The sequence below is a fragment of the Paenibacillus sp. plas6 genome, from assembly GCF_057221655.1.
The window spans coordinates 2361153-2376462 of sequence record NZ_CM170151.1; the positions used below are offsets into that span (position 1 = coordinate 2361153).

Below are 15310 nucleotides of genomic sequence, written 5' to 3' on the forward strand. Positions count from 1 at the left end.
GTGAGTCCTCCTTTATTAAAATGTGACGTGACTGCTGTTAACAGCAACCACTAGTGAGTATTTCACCGATATTTATATTCCGTATTGAAACTAATCAATCAATTGCATCTAGTTTTTCTGATATCGTCTGTAACTTAACCAAAGTTAATAATCACTAACGGCCATCCTTATTTAGTACAGAATAGATTAAGTATAGCATATGTTGGAACTGAATCTTCCAATTATTTGCATACATCGTACTAACATATTTGCTTGGAGAGTGATTTTCAAAATGAATCATCTTAATCAAACAATAGAAAATACTTCGACTTCTGTCATGTATTTGCGCCAATTGGAACAAGAAAAGCTGAAAATATCTCGTGAACTGCACGACACTGCTTTACAAGATCAAATTATTGCACTAAGAGAGCTCGATTTATTACTAACAGAACCTGAGCTTGAAAATATGCTCGAGCTGAAAAAACGGCTAATACGAGTGCGTGAGCAGCAAGCAAATAGTATTTATACATTACGTAACTTCTGTCAAACTCATTTTGTCCCAAGACTTTCAGATGGAGAATTGCGTCATCATATTCAATTTTTACTTGATCATTTACAGCTGCGTACAAATATTGAAGTTATTTACGCTAATCACTGGAAGAAAAACTTAGAGGGAGAACGTGCCTTACATACATATCGCATTATTCAAGAGCTGCTCAACAATACAGAAAAGCATGCAAATGCTAAAGTAGTGGAGCTTATATTGTCCCAAGATAACGACTACTACGAAATTCATTATAAGGATGACGGCGTGGGCTGGGATGGCTCACTAAGTCAATATGATTGTCACGAAATGATGAAATTAGGGATGAAGGGGCTTTTTAGCAGAGCGGAATATTTGCAGGCTGAAGTAAAGCTCAATAGCTCTAAGCAGACAGGATTTCAAATTATGTTGCGCTTTCCGATGAGCGGTTAACTGGACAAGCAGTATTTGCAGCAAAGCAAAACTCCCATCAGTATTCAGTAGTTTACTTGTTGCAGTCAAATTGATGGGAGAAATAAACTGTTCAAAATTTTAGATTAATGATAGGAAAGTAGTTTTTTACGATAATCGCTGGGAGATACTCCATTATATTTTTTAAATACACGGCTAAAGTAAAAGCTGTCATGGTATCCAACCAGTTCGGCGACTTGAGCAACCGTATAATGCTGTGCGCGCAGTAGCTCGCGTGATCGCTTCATACGGAAATTTGTTAAGTAATGATTTGGAGTCATACCGGTATATCGTTCAAATAAATAAGCAAAGCGTCTTCGTTCAATGCCAAAGTATTGTGAAATTTGTGTGACTGAAATTGGTTTATTATAACGTTCATGCATATATTGCACTGCTTGCAGCATTAATTCCGTTTTTGCGGAAGTGATTTGCTGCTGTACAGCCTGCAATGTACGTTGAAGCAGTTGATAGAAGTCAGATTTGATTTGCAGCTTAGTAAACGGAGTTGCCTGCTGATAGCGTGTAACAAGTGAATGAATTTGCTGATTTAGATTTGTGCACTGACCGGTATGCATAGCAAAAATTTGAGAATATAGTGAATAGTTCGCTTGTTCCTCACTAGGGATGCGATAATTAACTGCCGAGTAGCTCCATGGTTCATTGCCAATTATTTGGATAAGGATCTTCATTTTTGCCGGGACATGCAAGATGACTCCTTGCTCAAGTTTATAATGAGCTCCATCAATCGTAATATATGCCGAACCGCTATGGGTAAAGACCAGTCCGCTACAATCGACAGAGGTATAACCGCATGTATCTCCATGTTTTTCCGAAATCGCATATGTGTAGGCTTCGACAAACTGGACAGGCGCATCTGTAAAATAATCTATAAGTTGATTAATATGATAATTCATATGCTCACCTCGAATATATGTAATATTGCCTAAATGATATTGATAATTATTATCAATTAAAGTTTATCAAACTTCTCCTAAGCTTGTACATGGACAAAATACCAAAATACGATAGTTACTTAGCATTACATTTAGAATTCAAGGCGCCTTATTCTCCTCCTGGATAAAGAATGACGTGGTATAAAAAAAGCACCCTTGAATTATATTGGATTAACTAGTAGGATCCAATATATTTTTAGGTGCCTTACAATTTAAAATCAAAGATGCTTTACTAGATGTAAAGGTATTATAGTGTAAGAACATTGATTGTAATTATTAATCGTATGCATTACCTGCTCCCGATATAGGATTGGTATGATAGTTCGAATTATAGATTCTTACATAAAGAGTAGTTTCTTTTGGTACGCTGCTAAATACATGAGAATACCAAGTTCCACTTTGATAATAGATGCCATCTATTGTCCATTGAGAGCCGTAAACTGTGTCGGATCCAAAAAAGTTCTTCTTAACTATTCCAATTTTTACACCGCTAGGATGTGAGGAGGAATAATCAGGCTCAGACCATCCAGAAATAGATATGGTAGAATCTGCTGAACTTGATTTAGTAAAGCTGGTTGTGGAGTAGATATATGTTGCACCGTGATTACTGTCCCACTCATTGTATTCCCAGTATGCTACAGCAGCTGCATTAATTGATTGTGTGAACAATATTAAAGCGAATAGAGATACTACAAAACTTAGAGTGATTTTTTTCATATTTACCTCCTCGAAAATTTGCAAAAAAAAAATGAATTGATGTGCTATAATTCATTACTATCTAATTTTTTTTGTGTTTCAGCATCTGGATATACATCTTGTGTTTCTTCTATAAGTATTTTCCAACCTTCTTTTGTATTAACAACATCTAATACAACATTAAACTTACCAGTATACTTATTTTCTACAGTTACTTCTGCTGAATATTTGTTATCATCTACTTTTTTCGTTGAAAGAACATCAGCACTATAATACTCGTCATTTAACAACATTTCTTGATAGCCTTTTCGTTGTGCTTCTAGGTTTGGATAAGTTTTATCAATAACTAGAGACATAACGGCATCTAGATCTTTATCTTGAATAGCTTGTAAGTAATCTGAAACAAGTTGTTTAATAGCACGTTCTTCTGTTTGATTTGCATTAGATATTGTTCCGCTAACATAAAATGCAATCACAACGATTAAAAGAGCGAGTGCACTGAACATAAAGGCTCTTAATTTAATACTCATGATTTATTTCCTTCTTTCCAAATTTAGATTAGTTGTAGGCTAGCTTACAGCTTTTCTCATCAGGTGAAGTTTCTTTTGAATGGAAGAAATCCCTCCTTTCCTAATAAATAAAACTAATTAAGTTAAGGCTGTTAAGTCCTAGACTACATTATTAACATTCTACCTTAGTAGATAGTATTAGAAACTTATTTATCACAAGTTTATAAATATGAATCATAGGTGAAGCTCTATCCACCAATATAAGAGCTATTTGTTGCACTTATTGATAAAAATACGAGTAACAAAGCAAGGTATTAACATAATAACAACTTTCTTTGTACCACAAAAGTTTCTTTTATCTATAATTATTGTACAAGGTAATATAAGTTGTTTAACTTTAAAAATGTTGCATTAGGGAAAAATATGACGTATACTATTGTAAAAATAAGTAAGGAAGAGGAGATAAAGATGAAGTTCAAAGCTGTAAAAGGATGCTTAATGATGCTTGCTATTGTTCTATCTATTGTACTTACTGGATGTCAGTCAAATGCTCAGCATAATCAAGCTAATGATAACGATACGAAATTGAAAGTCGTAACCACGATCGCACAAATTGCTGAGCCTTTATCTGTCATTGGTGAGGATTACATCGAATTAATCAGCTTAATTGGTACTGGTGTCGATCCACACTTATATCAAGTGACATCAGGCGATATTAAGCGATTAGAGGAAAGTGACATTATTTTTTATAGCGGATTGCATCTTGAAGCAAATATGCTGACTGCCTTCGAGGAGATGAAAAAAACGAAGCCGGTTTTTGCTTTAGGTGACGCTATTCCAGAAGAACAATTGCTCAAGGATGAAACAGGAGCAACAGATCCGCATATATGGTTTGACATTCCGATTTGGAAACAAGCTTTACGTTCAGCAGTTGAAGAAATTATTCAACTTGTACCTGATTATAAACAACAATTAACAAAAAATATGGAGCAATATTTTGCCCAGCTAGATCAGCTTCATACAGAAAATCAAACTCGTCTTAGTGAAATTGCGGCGGAACAGCGGATTTTAGTCACTGCTCATGATGCATTTGGTTATTTTGGTAGAGCATACGATGTGAAGGTAGTTGGCTTACAAGGGTTAAGCACAGAGGATGAAATCGGACTAAGCGATATTGAAAATGCGATTGATCTCATCACTGAGCATCGCGTACCAGCTGTTTTTATTGAAAGCAGTATTAATCCAGCAAACGTTCAAGCGGTTATTGAAGGAGCGAAAAAGAAAGGGGTGGAAGTTAGACTGGGGGGAGAGCTATTTTCTGATGCAATGGGTGCTGAAGGAACGATGGAAGGCACGTATATCGGAATGTACAGACACAATGTAACAACTATATTAGATGGGCTGCTCGGAAGAGGTGAGTAGGGTGAATGTCATTACAGTTAAAAACTTGTATGCTGCTTATCGCAAACATGAGGTTTTATCAGATGTAAACTTCCAAGTTAAGGCAGGAACGTTAACTTGCATTGTTGGACCGAATGGTGCAGGTAAGTCAACGTTAATCAAAAGCATGTTAGAGCTTCATCCGCGCAATAAGGGTGAAGTAAGCTTTTGGGGCAGACCGTATAAGGAAATGAAAAAGAACATTGGCTATGTACCGCAGCGAGGTTCGGTAGATTGGGATTTTCCTACAGATGCTTTAGATGTTGTGCTTATGGGCTTATATGGTCAAATTGGCTGGCTTAAGCGACCAAACAAGCTGCATCGTGAGCAAGCGATGAATGCGCTGCGCATGATGGGAATGGAGCAGTATGCAGATCGACAAATTAGTCAATTATCAGGTGGGCAACAGCAGCGAGTTTTTTTAGCGCGCGCTCTTGTGCAGGATGCTGATCTTTATTTTCTTGATGAGCCACTTGCTGGTGTCGATGCGGCAACAGAGCATATTATTATGGATACGCTGCAAAGTTTGCGCGACCGTGGACGTACAGTTATCGTTGTACACCATGATTTGCAGACAGTAGAAGATTATTATGATCATGTGCTGTTACTTAATCGCTCGGTTATCGCTCATGGAGCAACCCCAGAAGTATTCACTGCAGACTATTTAATGAAAACTTACGGTGGAACGTTGCGCTGGCTACGGGAGAAGGTGCAGCAATGAACTGGTTGTCTTACAATGCACAATGGGTTTTGTTAAGTACATTACTGCTAGGTATGGCAGCGGGAGCAGTAGGTGTGCTTTCCTATTGGAAAAAACAGAGCTTAATGAGCGATACATTATCTCATGCTGCACTACCGGGGGTTGTTATTGGTTTTATGCTAGCAGGAAGTAAGCAACTTTCGATTATGCTAATAGCTGCTGCGATTAGTGCAGTGCTGGGGGCATGGCTTGTGCAAACGATACGTGAATCATCACGTGTAAAAGATGATGCTGCTATGGGAATTATTTTATCTGTATTTTTTGGCTTAGGAATAATGTTGCTTACTTTTGCTAACCGTATGCCTGGCGGCGGACAAAGTGGACTAGATCATTTTATTTTTGGGCAGGCAGCAGCAATGGTGCACAGTGACGTGCTCACAATGCTTGTTGTTGCCAGTATTGTACTTTTTATTGTTATCTTGCTGTTTAAGGAGTGGAAGCTAATATTATTTGATGCTCGTTTTGCTCAAGGGCTTAGTTTTTCGCTTAAAGTCATGAACAGTATCTATTCTGCACTGCTTGTGCTTGTTATTATCACGGGGATTCAAGCGGTGGGGGTAATTTTGCTTGCGGCACTGATGATTATTCCAGCAGTGAGCGCAAGGTATTGGAGTCATTCATTTGGTGCGATGCTGCTAATTTCTATTTGCTTTGGCGGCGGGGCAGGAGTAATCGGAACAATAATCAGCACATGGGGCAAAGGCTTACCGACAGGTCCATTTATCGTTGTTACAGCAGCTGCATTTTTTATTGTTTCTTTAGTGTTTGGTAGCAGTAAAGGCTTGCTTACAGTATGGTATGCTCGTCGTCGAACGATCAAAAAGACTTCTCCTCAAATGCTGATCGCTAATCAATTTGTGGAAGGTGAGCGCACATGAGTTACTCAATGTGGATTTTGCTGACGGCCTCGCTTGTCGGTATATGCTGTGGCTTAGTAGGCGTGTTGCTCATTCTGCGCCGTATGGCGATGATGGCAGATGCCATTAGCCATTCTGTCTTGCTGGGGATTGTTGTAGCATACCTTGTAACTTTGCAGCTTAGTGGAGTCCATATGTTTATCGGTGCTGTTGTGGCAGGGTTAGCTACAGCTCTGCTTGTGCAAGTTTTTAATCAGCTTGGTGTGCAGCATGAGGCGGCTATCGGCATTGTGTTTACAACGTTATTTGCGATCGGTGTAATCTTGCTAGCGACGAAAGCTGGAAATGCGCATCTTGATATCCAACATTCATTAATGGGTGAAATCACTTTTATTCCATGGAACACTGTTGAATTACCTTGGTTAGGTGCTGTTCCTAAGTCAGTAGTTAGTTTAACTATAGTGTTAGTCGTTATTCTAATTGTGCTGTTGCTATTTTATAAGGAATGGAAACTAACGACGTTTGACGCTGTATTTGCTGCTAGTATAGGTATTCCTATAACATTGATGCATTATTTGTTTTTATCGCTTGTATCATTAACGAGTGTTGCAGCCTTCGATGCGGTTGGGGCCATTATGGTGGTTGCTATGCTTATTACTCCTGCAGCATCTGCTTATCTATGGACAGATAAATGGTCAACTATGCTACTGCTTAGCTGTTGCTTCGGTGTTGCTGCAGCTTGGCTTGGCTATTTTGCGGCGGTATGGCTTGATACGTCCATTTCAGGAGCGATGGCGTTTGCTACAGGTATCATTTTTATGATTAGCTTTTTGGTTGCTCCACGCTACGGAATTATTGCTAAGTATCGCCAAGCATAAGAAAAGGACTGGTATATACTCACAGCGAGCATATTACCAGTCCATATTTTTATATTTAATCTATTTAGCTGGAACCCATAAAGTTTCAATTTGCTCAAGCTCAACATCTTTCGTTTCAGGAACCTTTTTCAATGTAAAGAAGAAGGTGAAGATTGAAAGTGCTGCGAAAATTGCAAATGTAATCGAAGACCCGATAGAAGCAATAAGCGACGGGAACGATTGAGAAATTACATAATCGGCAACCCAAAGGGCAGTAGAACCGATGGCAGTAGCGATACCACGCACATGGTTAGGGAAAATTTCAGACATAATAACCCAAACTACTGGTCCTAATGAAACTGCAAAAGATGCAACATAAATAAGCAAGAATACAAGCAATAGTGTGCTGCTTGATTCAATCGACTGGAACGCAACACTAATGACAATTAAGCTAATCGCCATACCCGCTGAGCCGATCAGCAGTAATTGTTTGCGTCCTACTTTGTCGATAAGCCACATTGATAGAATTGTAAAGGCAAAGTTAATAAAGCCAACCAAAATCGTTTGGATAAGGGCAGCATTTGTACCAGCTCCTGCTTGTTTGAAAATCTCTGGTGCATAGTACATAACTGCATTAATACCTGTGAACTGTTGCATAATTGCTAGCACTACACCAACAACTAGAGCAGCACGTAATGTTGGACTATTAAATAGTTCGCTAAAAGTACCTTTTTTCTGCTTAAAGGATTCCTCAATTTCAACAACTTCGTGTTTGGCCATTTCGGGACCATGTACTTTATTCAAAATAGCTAATGCTTGCTCGCGTTTACCTTGCTTCATTAACCAACGAGGGCTTTCAGGTACGAAAAACAAAGCGACTAGGAAAATTAGGCCAGGAATTGCGCCTACACCAAACATCCAGCGCCAAGCATTTTCAATTTGCCAAGCATGATCTCCACTATTTGAGATCCATAGGTTTACAAAGTAAACGACAAAGATACCTGTTACTGTTGCCAACTGATTTAAGGCAACAAGTCGTCCGCGATATTTAGCTGGAGAAATTTCCGCATTGTAAAGTGGACAAAGTGTGGAGGTAATACCGATACCTAAACCACCAATGATACGCGCAATAATATATCCGTTAAAGCTTTCAGGAATTGCAGCACCGATACAGCTAATCATAAATAATACTGCAGCAACGATAAGAACACGCTTTCTGCCGAACTTATCACTTAATATGCCAGCGAATGCAGCACCTACAATACATCCGACAATTAAGCTGGATACAGCCCAGCCTACTTGAAAATCATTCAGGCTGAAGCGTTCCTCCATAAATCCAATTGCTCCGGATACTACAGCAGTATCGAACCCAAATAATAAACCGCCAATTGCGGCAATTATGGAAATAAGAGTAACAAATTTTAGGCTAGAATTTTGTTGCTTTGTCATAAAACGTCCTTTCCAGCACATGATATGCTTCTTGATAAATTCACCTTGCTGATTGTATCATGAGCGGAATGCTGTAAATGATTTAAATGCCTTCACTAATTTGTGTTAAACTAGCACAATTTTAATTATCGACTTCTTCGGCGTCCTGTGCAGCACGATAAGCCGATGGTGTAACACCTGTTACTTTTTTAAATACTCGACTAAAATAATTAGGGTCATTATAGCCGACAAGATGACAAATTTCTTTCAAACTCAGATCTTTCGACGTCATCCATTGCTTAGCTTTTTCTATCCGAATTCGCGTAAGATAATCGATAAAATTTTCTCCAGTTTGCTGCTTAAATACCTTACTGAAATAATAAGGATTCAAATGCACATGTTCAGCTACATCCTCCAAAGATAAATCACGTTGGTAGAAGCGCTCGATATAATGGATTGCTGCATCAACGAGTGAAAAAGTTTGCTGCTCTCGCTCTTGTTGAATAAGAGCAATCGCTTTTTGCACATAGGCATACTGCTCATTTTTTAAAATAAAATGTGGCTGTGGTTGCAAGTGTTCAATTTGATGGAAATAGCAAATTTGCTCAGGTTCCATAATCGTAGTTGAAGCAAACACTGCCTCGTAATAAGAGCGGCGTGCTCCCGAGATGCCTTTATGCACATTGCCAATCCCAATATGAACCTCCTGTTGCGGAACAGATGCTTTATATTGGTTCATTAACTGCTTACTTATGGAACTTGTTAAATCCATTATTTCTCGTAAAGCATCGATCGATTCATGAATAATAAACAGCACAATATGCTCATTAATATATGGACTGCTAATGATTTGATAACGTGAAGTAATACTAAGCTGCTGCTGGATATGAAGCGTCTGTTGCTCTAAAAGGCTTCGATGTTGCTCGCCTTTTGGTAAGGCGACAACAATAGCACATAGCAAAGCTGGTGTTATTTCCAAGGAATCAGCAATATTATTAATTTCTTGTTCATTAATTTCATTTGCAATAAGACGAAGAGCTAGCTCTGATTTAACTAGAGGCAGCAGCTTATTCAAGCGTTGTCGATTTTCTTCAAGCATATCTTGATTCTGCTGCTCTTGCTCTATTTGCATAATTAACCGCTCAATTAAGGCTACAATATCCTGTCGTTTAGCTGGTTTTACAATATAGTCTTTAGCCCCAAGTCGGACTGCTTCCTGAGCATATTCAAAGCTTTCATAAGCTGTAACTAAGACAAATTTCGTTTGAGGGTTGATTTGCTGAATAGCACGAAGTGCCTCTAAGCCATCCATACCTGGCATACGAATGTCTAAAAAAACAATATGCGGTTTATGAATGCTAGCCAGCTGTAGTGCCTCTCGTCCGTTTTCAGCTTCAATTACGGTGATTTTCTGCTGCATCATGTTACTAATGATCCAGCGCATACCTTCACGCTCTAAAGCTTCGTCATCAGCAATCAATATACGATACATATAATCTCCCCCTTTTCTTACATTTCATACTTTGAAAATCGCAGATCGCAGCATGAGATTTTTTCGTTTCCATTTGTAATGTACGTCTATCATTATCGGCTTTGTTTCATGTGTAACAATTGATTAAACCTGTCTAGGAATTCGTAACGTTATTGTCGTTCCTTGACCTAATTCACTTTGAATTTCGACGCTATGCCGCTCGCCGTACAGCAGCTGCAAACGTCGGAATACGTTATGTGTTCCTATTCCTGTTGAATGCCCGCTAATTGGGCGTTTATTGTTAAAAGAATCATGCTCATATTGCAGCAATTGCAAGCGAGTTTCCTCATCCATTCCTCTACCGTTATCAGATATCGTAATCCACGTATACTGCTCGTTACCATATATGCGCAGTGTAATTTTAGCACCATGTTCAAGCTTTTCAATTCCATGTACAAAAATATTTTCTAGTATAGGCTGCAGCGTAAGCACAGGAACCGTTGTATTAAGTTGTTCCTCATCAATTTCAAGTTGAAATTGGACACGTTGGCGATAACGAGCTTGCTGTATGTAAACATACTCCTCCGCATGTTTTACCTCATCACGCAGCGGTACTGGTGTATCAAGCTGTCTTAGGTTATAGCGAAGCAGATTAGAGATTGCAACGGTCAGATCGCTTGTCTGCTCTGCACCTTCAATTAACGCTAGCTTAGATACAACATTTAAGGAATTAAATAAAAAATGAGGATTAATTTGATTTTTTAGTACCTCTAGTTCCATCTCTTTTAACTGCTTGTCCTTTTCTAATGCTTGCTTTTCCGCTTCAATCCGTTGCTTTAAGGCTGTTTGCATATGTTTAAATGCGGCGGCTAAGCTATAAAAGTCACTTTTTTTACTGTATTGTGGAATTTGTTGATTCAAATTACCTTGGGATATTCCTTCTGCTGTATTGACAAGTTTCTGTATTGGGGTAGAAATCGCTTTGGAAATAATATAAGCAAGCCATAAGCATAGTAATAGAGTGCTAAGTATTAACATAATTCCCGCAATACGCATCTTGTTTACCTGATTCAGTATCGTTTGATAGCGCTCTTGATAACTTGCAAGTTCTAAGCCAATTAAGGTGTAGCCTTCCTCGCTAATAAATGAGGCAAGCAGTTGAGCTTCATCAAGATAACTGCTTAATGCTAAAGAGTTTTCTTGAGCAGCAGCGTTAATAAAGCGCTGGGCAATTTCTTGAAAGGAAATCATTAATTGCTCCAGGCTAAATGTCTCTGCAGTTGCATTTGCAGTCGGCTGGTAGCTTTTTAATTGCTCGATTAAGAGTGAAAGCTGTTCGTTGTTATTTTCTAAATCACTCAGTTGCTGTTCTTGACGGTTAGTTAGCCATTGATTAGCAAGCTGAACAGTGTGTTTTGTATGCTCGTTAATGTTCTCGTATAACAGTAGTCTTGCTTGAAACTGAGCATAACTTTCATTTACACGATGACTGCTATTAAAAAGTAACAAGCTTATTGCACCATGACATAGGAACAAGAGTGGGAGAACAACAAATAATAAATTACGTATTTTCATGGTGTTTCCTCCGATTGTCTGGCACTTAACACGGTTGTTGGCACATAAGTTTTAGCCTGATACGACAAATCATTGAATTCACTATATAACACATCGATCGCTTGCTTGCCGATGATAAAAGGCTGTTGCACGATACTGCCGACAATACGACCTTCAGCAATTAACGCCTCTGTATTGGCTAAGTTATCAAAGCCAAAAACAAGCACATCCTCTTTTCCTATTGCATCTAGTCCATCAACAATGCCTATTGCATCAAGTCCACTTAAGCCAACAATGACATTTATTTGCGGATGCTCCTCCAGCATTTCGATTGTCATTTTAGCAGCCTGCAGGCGAGAAATATTAGAGGAGCGCTTGTTTATAATTTGAATTTGGGGAGAAGATGATAGTGCAGAGCGAAAAGCATTAAGTCGAGCAAGCTGATTATCAGCTTGCTCACTGCCTATAATAATGCCTAGTTGAGCATCCGACTGCACGCGTTGCTTGACCAGCTCAGCAAGCTGCTCCCCAGCAGCAAGATTATCCGTTCCGACATAGGCGATTCTAGGGCTTTTTGGAGCATCAATATCTACGGTAACAACTGTAATATTTTGCTCTGCTGCCTTAGCAATTAACTCCTCATATTCTGTCAAGCCCTGTACGATAATGCCATCAGGTTTAGCGGCAATCGCCTTTTGCAACAACCGCTGTTGCTCCTGAGCATTGTTGCGAATAGGACCGATATATTGCAACAGATAGTCATATACCTCAGCTTGTTCTCTTGCACCTTGCTCTAACAGCTTCCAATAAGGAGTGTCCAACTCTTGTGCAATTAATATAATACGTTTTTGCACATCAGTTTGCGGTTTGCTCTGTTCGAGCTCCTGTAAGGCGGCATGGATGTTTAAGCCGGAATGAATAAAAACGATGAGAGATATTAGCACAGATAACGATAATAAAATCGAAATCAAACGTTTATACATGTTAAGCTCCTATCCAAATTTAATCGTGCTAGTGTTAGCATGACCGTAAGTTATATGAACTATTTGTCTAATAGTCAGATTATCATATCCTGAACGTAAAGCATACATATTAAAACTATGACAGTCGCAGTAATGTAAGATAAAATATAATGGAAATTAATTACTATCAAATTAGGTTTTACAAACAATACAGCTATACTTCGGAATAGGAGTAAAACAGATGACAAATCAATATGGACAATTATGTTGGGCAATGTTAAAGACAGGTATTATTGGATTTGGAGGCGGACCTTCAGTTATTCCGCTAATTCGTCATGAGGCTGTGCAACAATATCGCTGGCTTAGCGATGAGGAATTTGGCGAAATTTTCGTCCTGGCTAATACTTTGCCAGGCCCGATTGCGACAAAAATGGCGGGTTATTTAGGTTATCAATTAAAAGGAACATTGGGAGCAATTGTAGCGATCATGGCTCATATTCTTCCTTCTTCATTAGCAATGGTGCTATTAATGTCGATGGTTGGCTTCTTTAGTCATTCTCCGATAGTGCAGGGGATGATTAGTGCGGTAGTGCCCGTTGTTGCAGTAATGCTAGGGATGATGGCCTATGAATTTGCGGAAAAGGCATTTAAAGGCTTGGGAATCGTTGTCGGTCTTGTAAGCACGGCAATAGCGTTAGTGCTACTATCATGGCTTGACCTGCATCCTGCAATCGTCATTGTACTGTTTATGCTTTATGGTAGCTTTCATTATGCTTTACGTGCAAAACTTCAAGCTCGTCGTAGCAAACAAGATCAAGGAGGGCAATAACGTTGGATTGGATAGAGCTTTTTCGTTTATTTCTTGCCTTTCTTGTTTCCAATATTTTGGGTTACGGCGGTGGACCAGCTTCCATTCCGCTTATATATGAGGAAGTGGTAGAACGTTATTCATTTGTGTCACAGGGAGATTTCTCTAATATTATCGCTTTAGGTAATGCCTTACCAGGACCGATAGCAACTAAAATCGCTGCTTATGTCGGTTATAGTGGAGCGGGGATATTGGGCAGTCTGATTGCCTTAATTGCAACGATCGTGCCATCTGTTGTGGCGCTAATTATTATGCTAAAAGCATTAAAAAAGTATCGTGAATCGAAAGCAGTAAAAGGGATTAGTCTATTTGTACAGCCAGTCATTGCCGTGCTAATGATTGTACTAACGTGGGAAATGGTAGAGGATTCTGTCCTCGATATTGGCTGGATTCAAACTATTTTGCTAGCTGTTGTTGCTTGGTGGGCGATGGCAATAAAAAAAATTCACCCAGCCTTTATCGTTGTTGGTGCTTTTGCTTATGGAGCAATTGTTATTCCGCTTTTGGGATAAATGTCTTTAAAACGAAGGGTAATGTAACTTTTGAAATCTTAGCTGTACAATTAAACCTGATGCACTCCTTTATCTTTTATGGAAATGTATCAGGTTTTAATTTTGTTATTGCTTACTACAGAAATAGTACGTAATATCATTGGTTTTGGTTTGAATATGTCCTAACATGAAGGTTTTCTGTCTTAACCTACAATATGAGCGGGTTACATTGCATAACTATATCGAAATAAAGCATAGATACTTGTTTTGCTGCTATTGTATCAGCAAGAGTACTAATGCCTTGCATAAAAAGAAAAATCCGAGTTAGCAAGCATAAGCTTACTAAAACTCAGATTTAACTGGTTAATAAAGTTGATTAACTTATATACATGTAATACATTGTATTTACAAAGTAAGGCATTAAACTACCATTTACATCCCGCGTGCATATTGATATGGAGGGTTAATGCTGCCTGTTATTTTCTTAATTGCATGCAGAGCCCAGTATGGATCATCTAGCATACCGCGGCCAATAGCTATTAAATCAGCATTTCCTTCTGCCAAGACGGATTCAGCAACTTCAGGTTGCTCCAGTCTGCCGACTGCAATAATTGGAACTCCCGGAAAAGCGTCCTTATATGCTTTAGCAAGCGGTACCTGATAACCAGGAGAACTATTAGGCTGAACAGTCGATACTGGTCCTTCTCCGCCAGAAGAAATATGGAAGCAATCTACTCCTGCAGCTAAATAGCGTTTGGAAATTTCAATTGCGTGCTCCACATCATATCCGCCTTCCATATACTCCTTTGCAGATATACGGAATAATAACGGCATTTGCTCTGGCATTACACTGCGCATAGCTTTAATTACTTGTTCACCAAATAGGGCAAGATCTTTGCCATATTGATCCTCTCGTTTATTAATGGCAGGTGAGTGGAATTGGTGAAGCAAATATCCGTGCGCACCATGCAGCTCGATGCAGTCAAACCCAGTAGCTACAGCACGTTCTGTTGCTTCCTTAAAGCGCAGCACCATTTCCTCGACTTCCTCTGTTGATAAAGCATAAGGCTTAGGTGTTGTATCATCGTGAGATACGGAGATGCTTGATGGCGCCACTGGAAGCGGGGCATCCTGTGCCTTGCGACCAGCATGAGCAATTTGAATACCAGCTTTGGCACCGTAACGATGTATTGTATCAACGAGATTTTTAAAAGCAGGAATATGTTCATCTGACCACAGGCCAAGACAACGATTCGTAATTCTGCCGCGCGGTTCAACATTTGTCATTTCTACAATGATTAAGCCTGTCCCGCCAATTGCGCGTGAAGCATAATGGATATTATGCCATTCCGTAGGGATGCCATCTTGAGCTTCAACAGAATATTGACACATCGGTGCCATGACAATTCGATTTTTTAATTGTAATCCTTTTATGCTATAGGGTTGATCTATATAGGTCATCCATATCTGCCTCCTTCATTCTTGCTTCAG

Annotated in this window: 15 protein-coding genes; 7 read left to right on the forward strand and 8 right to left on the reverse strand. The window is 39.1% G+C overall.

Translation table 11 applies throughout. The features are described from left to right. Positions 1 to 271: 271 nt before the first annotated feature. Positions 272 to 955 (forward strand): sensor histidine kinase, encoded by a 684-nt coding sequence (locus AC2TDL_RS10680; RefSeq protein WP_484696118.1) that lies wholly within the window; start codon positions 272 to 274, stop codon positions 953 to 955. A gap of 104 nt (positions 956 to 1059) precedes the next feature. On the opposite strand, the gene AC2TDL_RS10685 is transcribed toward AC2TDL_RS10680, so the two are convergent. The 3 genes from AC2TDL_RS10685 to AC2TDL_RS10695 all read right to left on the reverse strand — a co-directional run bounded on the left by AC2TDL_RS10685 (position 1060) and on the right by AC2TDL_RS10695 (position 3152). After that, positions 1060 to 1887 (reverse strand): helix-turn-helix domain-containing protein, encoded by an 828-nt coding sequence (locus AC2TDL_RS10685; protein WP_484696119.1) that lies wholly within the window; start codon positions 1885 to 1887, stop codon positions 1060 to 1062. Positions 1888 to 2202: 315 nt separating this feature from the next. Then, positions 2203 to 2643 (reverse strand): hypothetical protein, encoded by a 441-nt coding sequence (locus AC2TDL_RS10690; protein WP_484696120.1) that lies wholly within the window; start codon positions 2641 to 2643, stop codon positions 2203 to 2205. A 44-nt stretch (positions 2644 to 2687) separates the two neighbouring features. Beyond that, complete coding sequence (locus AC2TDL_RS10695; protein WP_484696121.1) at positions 2688 to 3152, reverse strand: hypothetical protein; 465 nt, start codon at positions 3150 to 3152, stop codon at positions 2688 to 2690. Positions 3153 to 3599: 447 nt separating this feature from the next. Between AC2TDL_RS10695 and AC2TDL_RS10700 the strand changes: the two genes are divergently transcribed. The 4 genes from AC2TDL_RS10700 to AC2TDL_RS10715 are packed head-to-tail and all read left to right on the forward strand — an operon-like array spanning position 3600 to position 7066. Next, positions 3600 to 4553 carry a metal ABC transporter solute-binding protein, Zn/Mn family gene (locus AC2TDL_RS10700; RefSeq protein WP_484696122.1) on the forward strand — a complete coding sequence of 318 codons (954 nt, stop codon included), beginning with the start codon at positions 3600 to 3602 and terminating at the stop codon, positions 4551 to 4553. Between the two features lies 1 nt (position 4554). Then, complete coding sequence (locus tag AC2TDL_RS10705) at positions 4555 to 5292, forward strand: metal ABC transporter ATP-binding protein (protein ID WP_484696123.1); 738 nt, start codon at positions 4555 to 4557, stop codon at positions 5290 to 5292. Beyond that, a complete protein-coding gene (locus AC2TDL_RS10710; protein WP_484696124.1) occupies positions 5289 to 6209 on the forward strand; it encodes a metal ABC transporter permease in 921 nt (306 codons plus the stop codon). Before AC2TDL_RS10705 ends, AC2TDL_RS10710 begins: the two co-directional genes overlap by 4 nt. Next, positions 6206 to 7066, forward strand: coding sequence for a metal ABC transporter permease (locus AC2TDL_RS10715; protein WP_484696125.1), 861 nt, complete (start codon positions 6206 to 6208; stop codon positions 7064 to 7066). Before AC2TDL_RS10710 ends, AC2TDL_RS10715 begins: the two co-directional genes overlap by 4 nt. Positions 7067 to 7126: 60 nt before the next feature. Here the strand turns inward: AC2TDL_RS10715 and AC2TDL_RS10720 are convergent, their stop codons facing one another. The 4 genes from AC2TDL_RS10720 to AC2TDL_RS10735 all read right to left on the reverse strand — a co-directional run bounded on the left by AC2TDL_RS10720 (position 7127) and on the right by AC2TDL_RS10735 (position 12481). Further along, positions 7127 to 8494 (reverse strand): sugar porter family MFS transporter, encoded by a 1368-nt coding sequence (locus AC2TDL_RS10720; RefSeq protein WP_484696126.1) that lies wholly within the window; start codon positions 8492 to 8494, stop codon positions 7127 to 7129. A 121-nt stretch (positions 8495 to 8615) separates the two neighbouring features. Next, positions 8616 to 9965 (reverse strand): response regulator transcription factor, encoded by a 1350-nt coding sequence (locus AC2TDL_RS10725; protein WP_484696127.1) that lies wholly within the window; start codon positions 9963 to 9965, stop codon positions 8616 to 8618. Positions 9966 to 10088: 123 nt separating this feature from the next. Next, positions 10089 to 11519 (reverse strand): sensor histidine kinase, encoded by a 1431-nt coding sequence (locus AC2TDL_RS10730; RefSeq protein ID WP_484696128.1) that lies wholly within the window; start codon positions 11517 to 11519, stop codon positions 10089 to 10091. Next, entirely contained in the window at positions 11516 to 12481 is a 966-nt protein-coding gene (locus tag AC2TDL_RS10735; protein ID WP_484696129.1) for a substrate-binding domain-containing protein, read from the reverse strand. The genes AC2TDL_RS10730 and AC2TDL_RS10735 overlap by 4 nt, the downstream gene beginning before the upstream one ends. Positions 12482 to 12701: 220 nt before the next feature. Here AC2TDL_RS10735 and chrB point away from each other — a divergent pair, with 220 nt between their 5' ends. Next, entirely contained in the window at positions 12702 to 13289 is a 588-nt protein-coding gene (chrB, locus tag AC2TDL_RS10740) for a chromate efflux transporter ChrB (RefSeq protein WP_484696130.1), read from the forward strand. Between the two features lie 11 nt (positions 13290 to 13300). Further along, positions 13301 to 13840, forward strand: coding sequence for a chromate efflux transporter ChrA (chrA, locus tag AC2TDL_RS10745; RefSeq protein ID WP_484701138.1), 540 nt, complete (start codon positions 13301 to 13303; stop codon positions 13838 to 13840). A gap of 411 nt (positions 13841 to 14251) precedes the next feature. Here chrA and AC2TDL_RS10750 read toward each other — a convergent pair whose 3' ends face one another. Next, positions 14252 to 15280 (reverse strand): NADH:flavin oxidoreductase/NADH oxidase, encoded by a 1029-nt coding sequence (locus AC2TDL_RS10750; protein WP_484696131.1) that lies wholly within the window; start codon positions 15278 to 15280, stop codon positions 14252 to 14254. Positions 15281 to 15310: the final 30 nt, after the last annotated feature.

Excerpts from the sequence above, each read along its gene's own strand:
- chrB (WP_484696130.1), top strand. The coding sequence starts at position 12,702 with ATGACAAATCAATATGGACAATTATGTTGGGCAATGTTAAAGACAGGT.
- AC2TDL_RS10695 (WP_484696121.1), bottom strand. The coding sequence starts at position 3,152 with ATGAGTATTAAATTAAGAGCCTTTATGTTCAGTGCACTCGCTCTTTTA.
- AC2TDL_RS10700 (WP_484696122.1), top strand. The coding sequence starts at position 3,600 with ATGAAGTTCAAAGCTGTAAAAGGATGCTTAATGATGCTTGCTATTGTT.
- AC2TDL_RS10720 (WP_484696126.1), bottom strand. The coding sequence starts at position 8,494 with ATGACAAAGCAACAAAATTCTAGCCTAAAATTTGTTACTCTTATTTCC.
- AC2TDL_RS10735 (WP_484696129.1), bottom strand. The coding sequence starts at position 12,481 with ATGTATAAACGTTTGATTTCGATTTTATTATCGTTATCTGTGCTAATA.
- AC2TDL_RS10710 (WP_484696124.1), top strand. The coding sequence starts at position 5,289 with ATGAACTGGTTGTCTTACAATGCACAATGGGTTTTGTTAAGTACATTA.
- AC2TDL_RS10730 (WP_484696128.1), bottom strand. The coding sequence starts at position 11,519 with ATGAAAATACGTAATTTATTATTTGTTGTTCTCCCACTCTTGTTCCTA.
- AC2TDL_RS10750 (WP_484696131.1), bottom strand. The coding sequence starts at position 15,280 with ATGACCTATATAGATCAACCCTATAGCATAAAAGGATTACAATTAAAA.
- AC2TDL_RS10680 (WP_484696118.1), top strand. The coding sequence starts at position 272 with ATGAATCATCTTAATCAAACAATAGAAAATACTTCGACTTCTGTCATG.
- AC2TDL_RS10685 (WP_484696119.1), bottom strand. The coding sequence starts at position 1,887 with ATGAATTATCATATTAATCAACTTATAGATTATTTTACAGATGCGCCT.
- AC2TDL_RS10690 (WP_484696120.1), bottom strand. The coding sequence starts at position 2,643 with ATGAAAAAAATCACTCTAAGTTTTGTAGTATCTCTATTCGCTTTAATA.
- AC2TDL_RS10725 (WP_484696127.1), bottom strand. The coding sequence starts at position 9,965 with ATGTATCGTATATTGATTGCTGATGACGAAGCTTTAGAGCGTGAAGGT.
- AC2TDL_RS10715 (WP_484696125.1), top strand. The coding sequence starts at position 6,206 with ATGAGTTACTCAATGTGGATTTTGCTGACGGCCTCGCTTGTCGGTATA.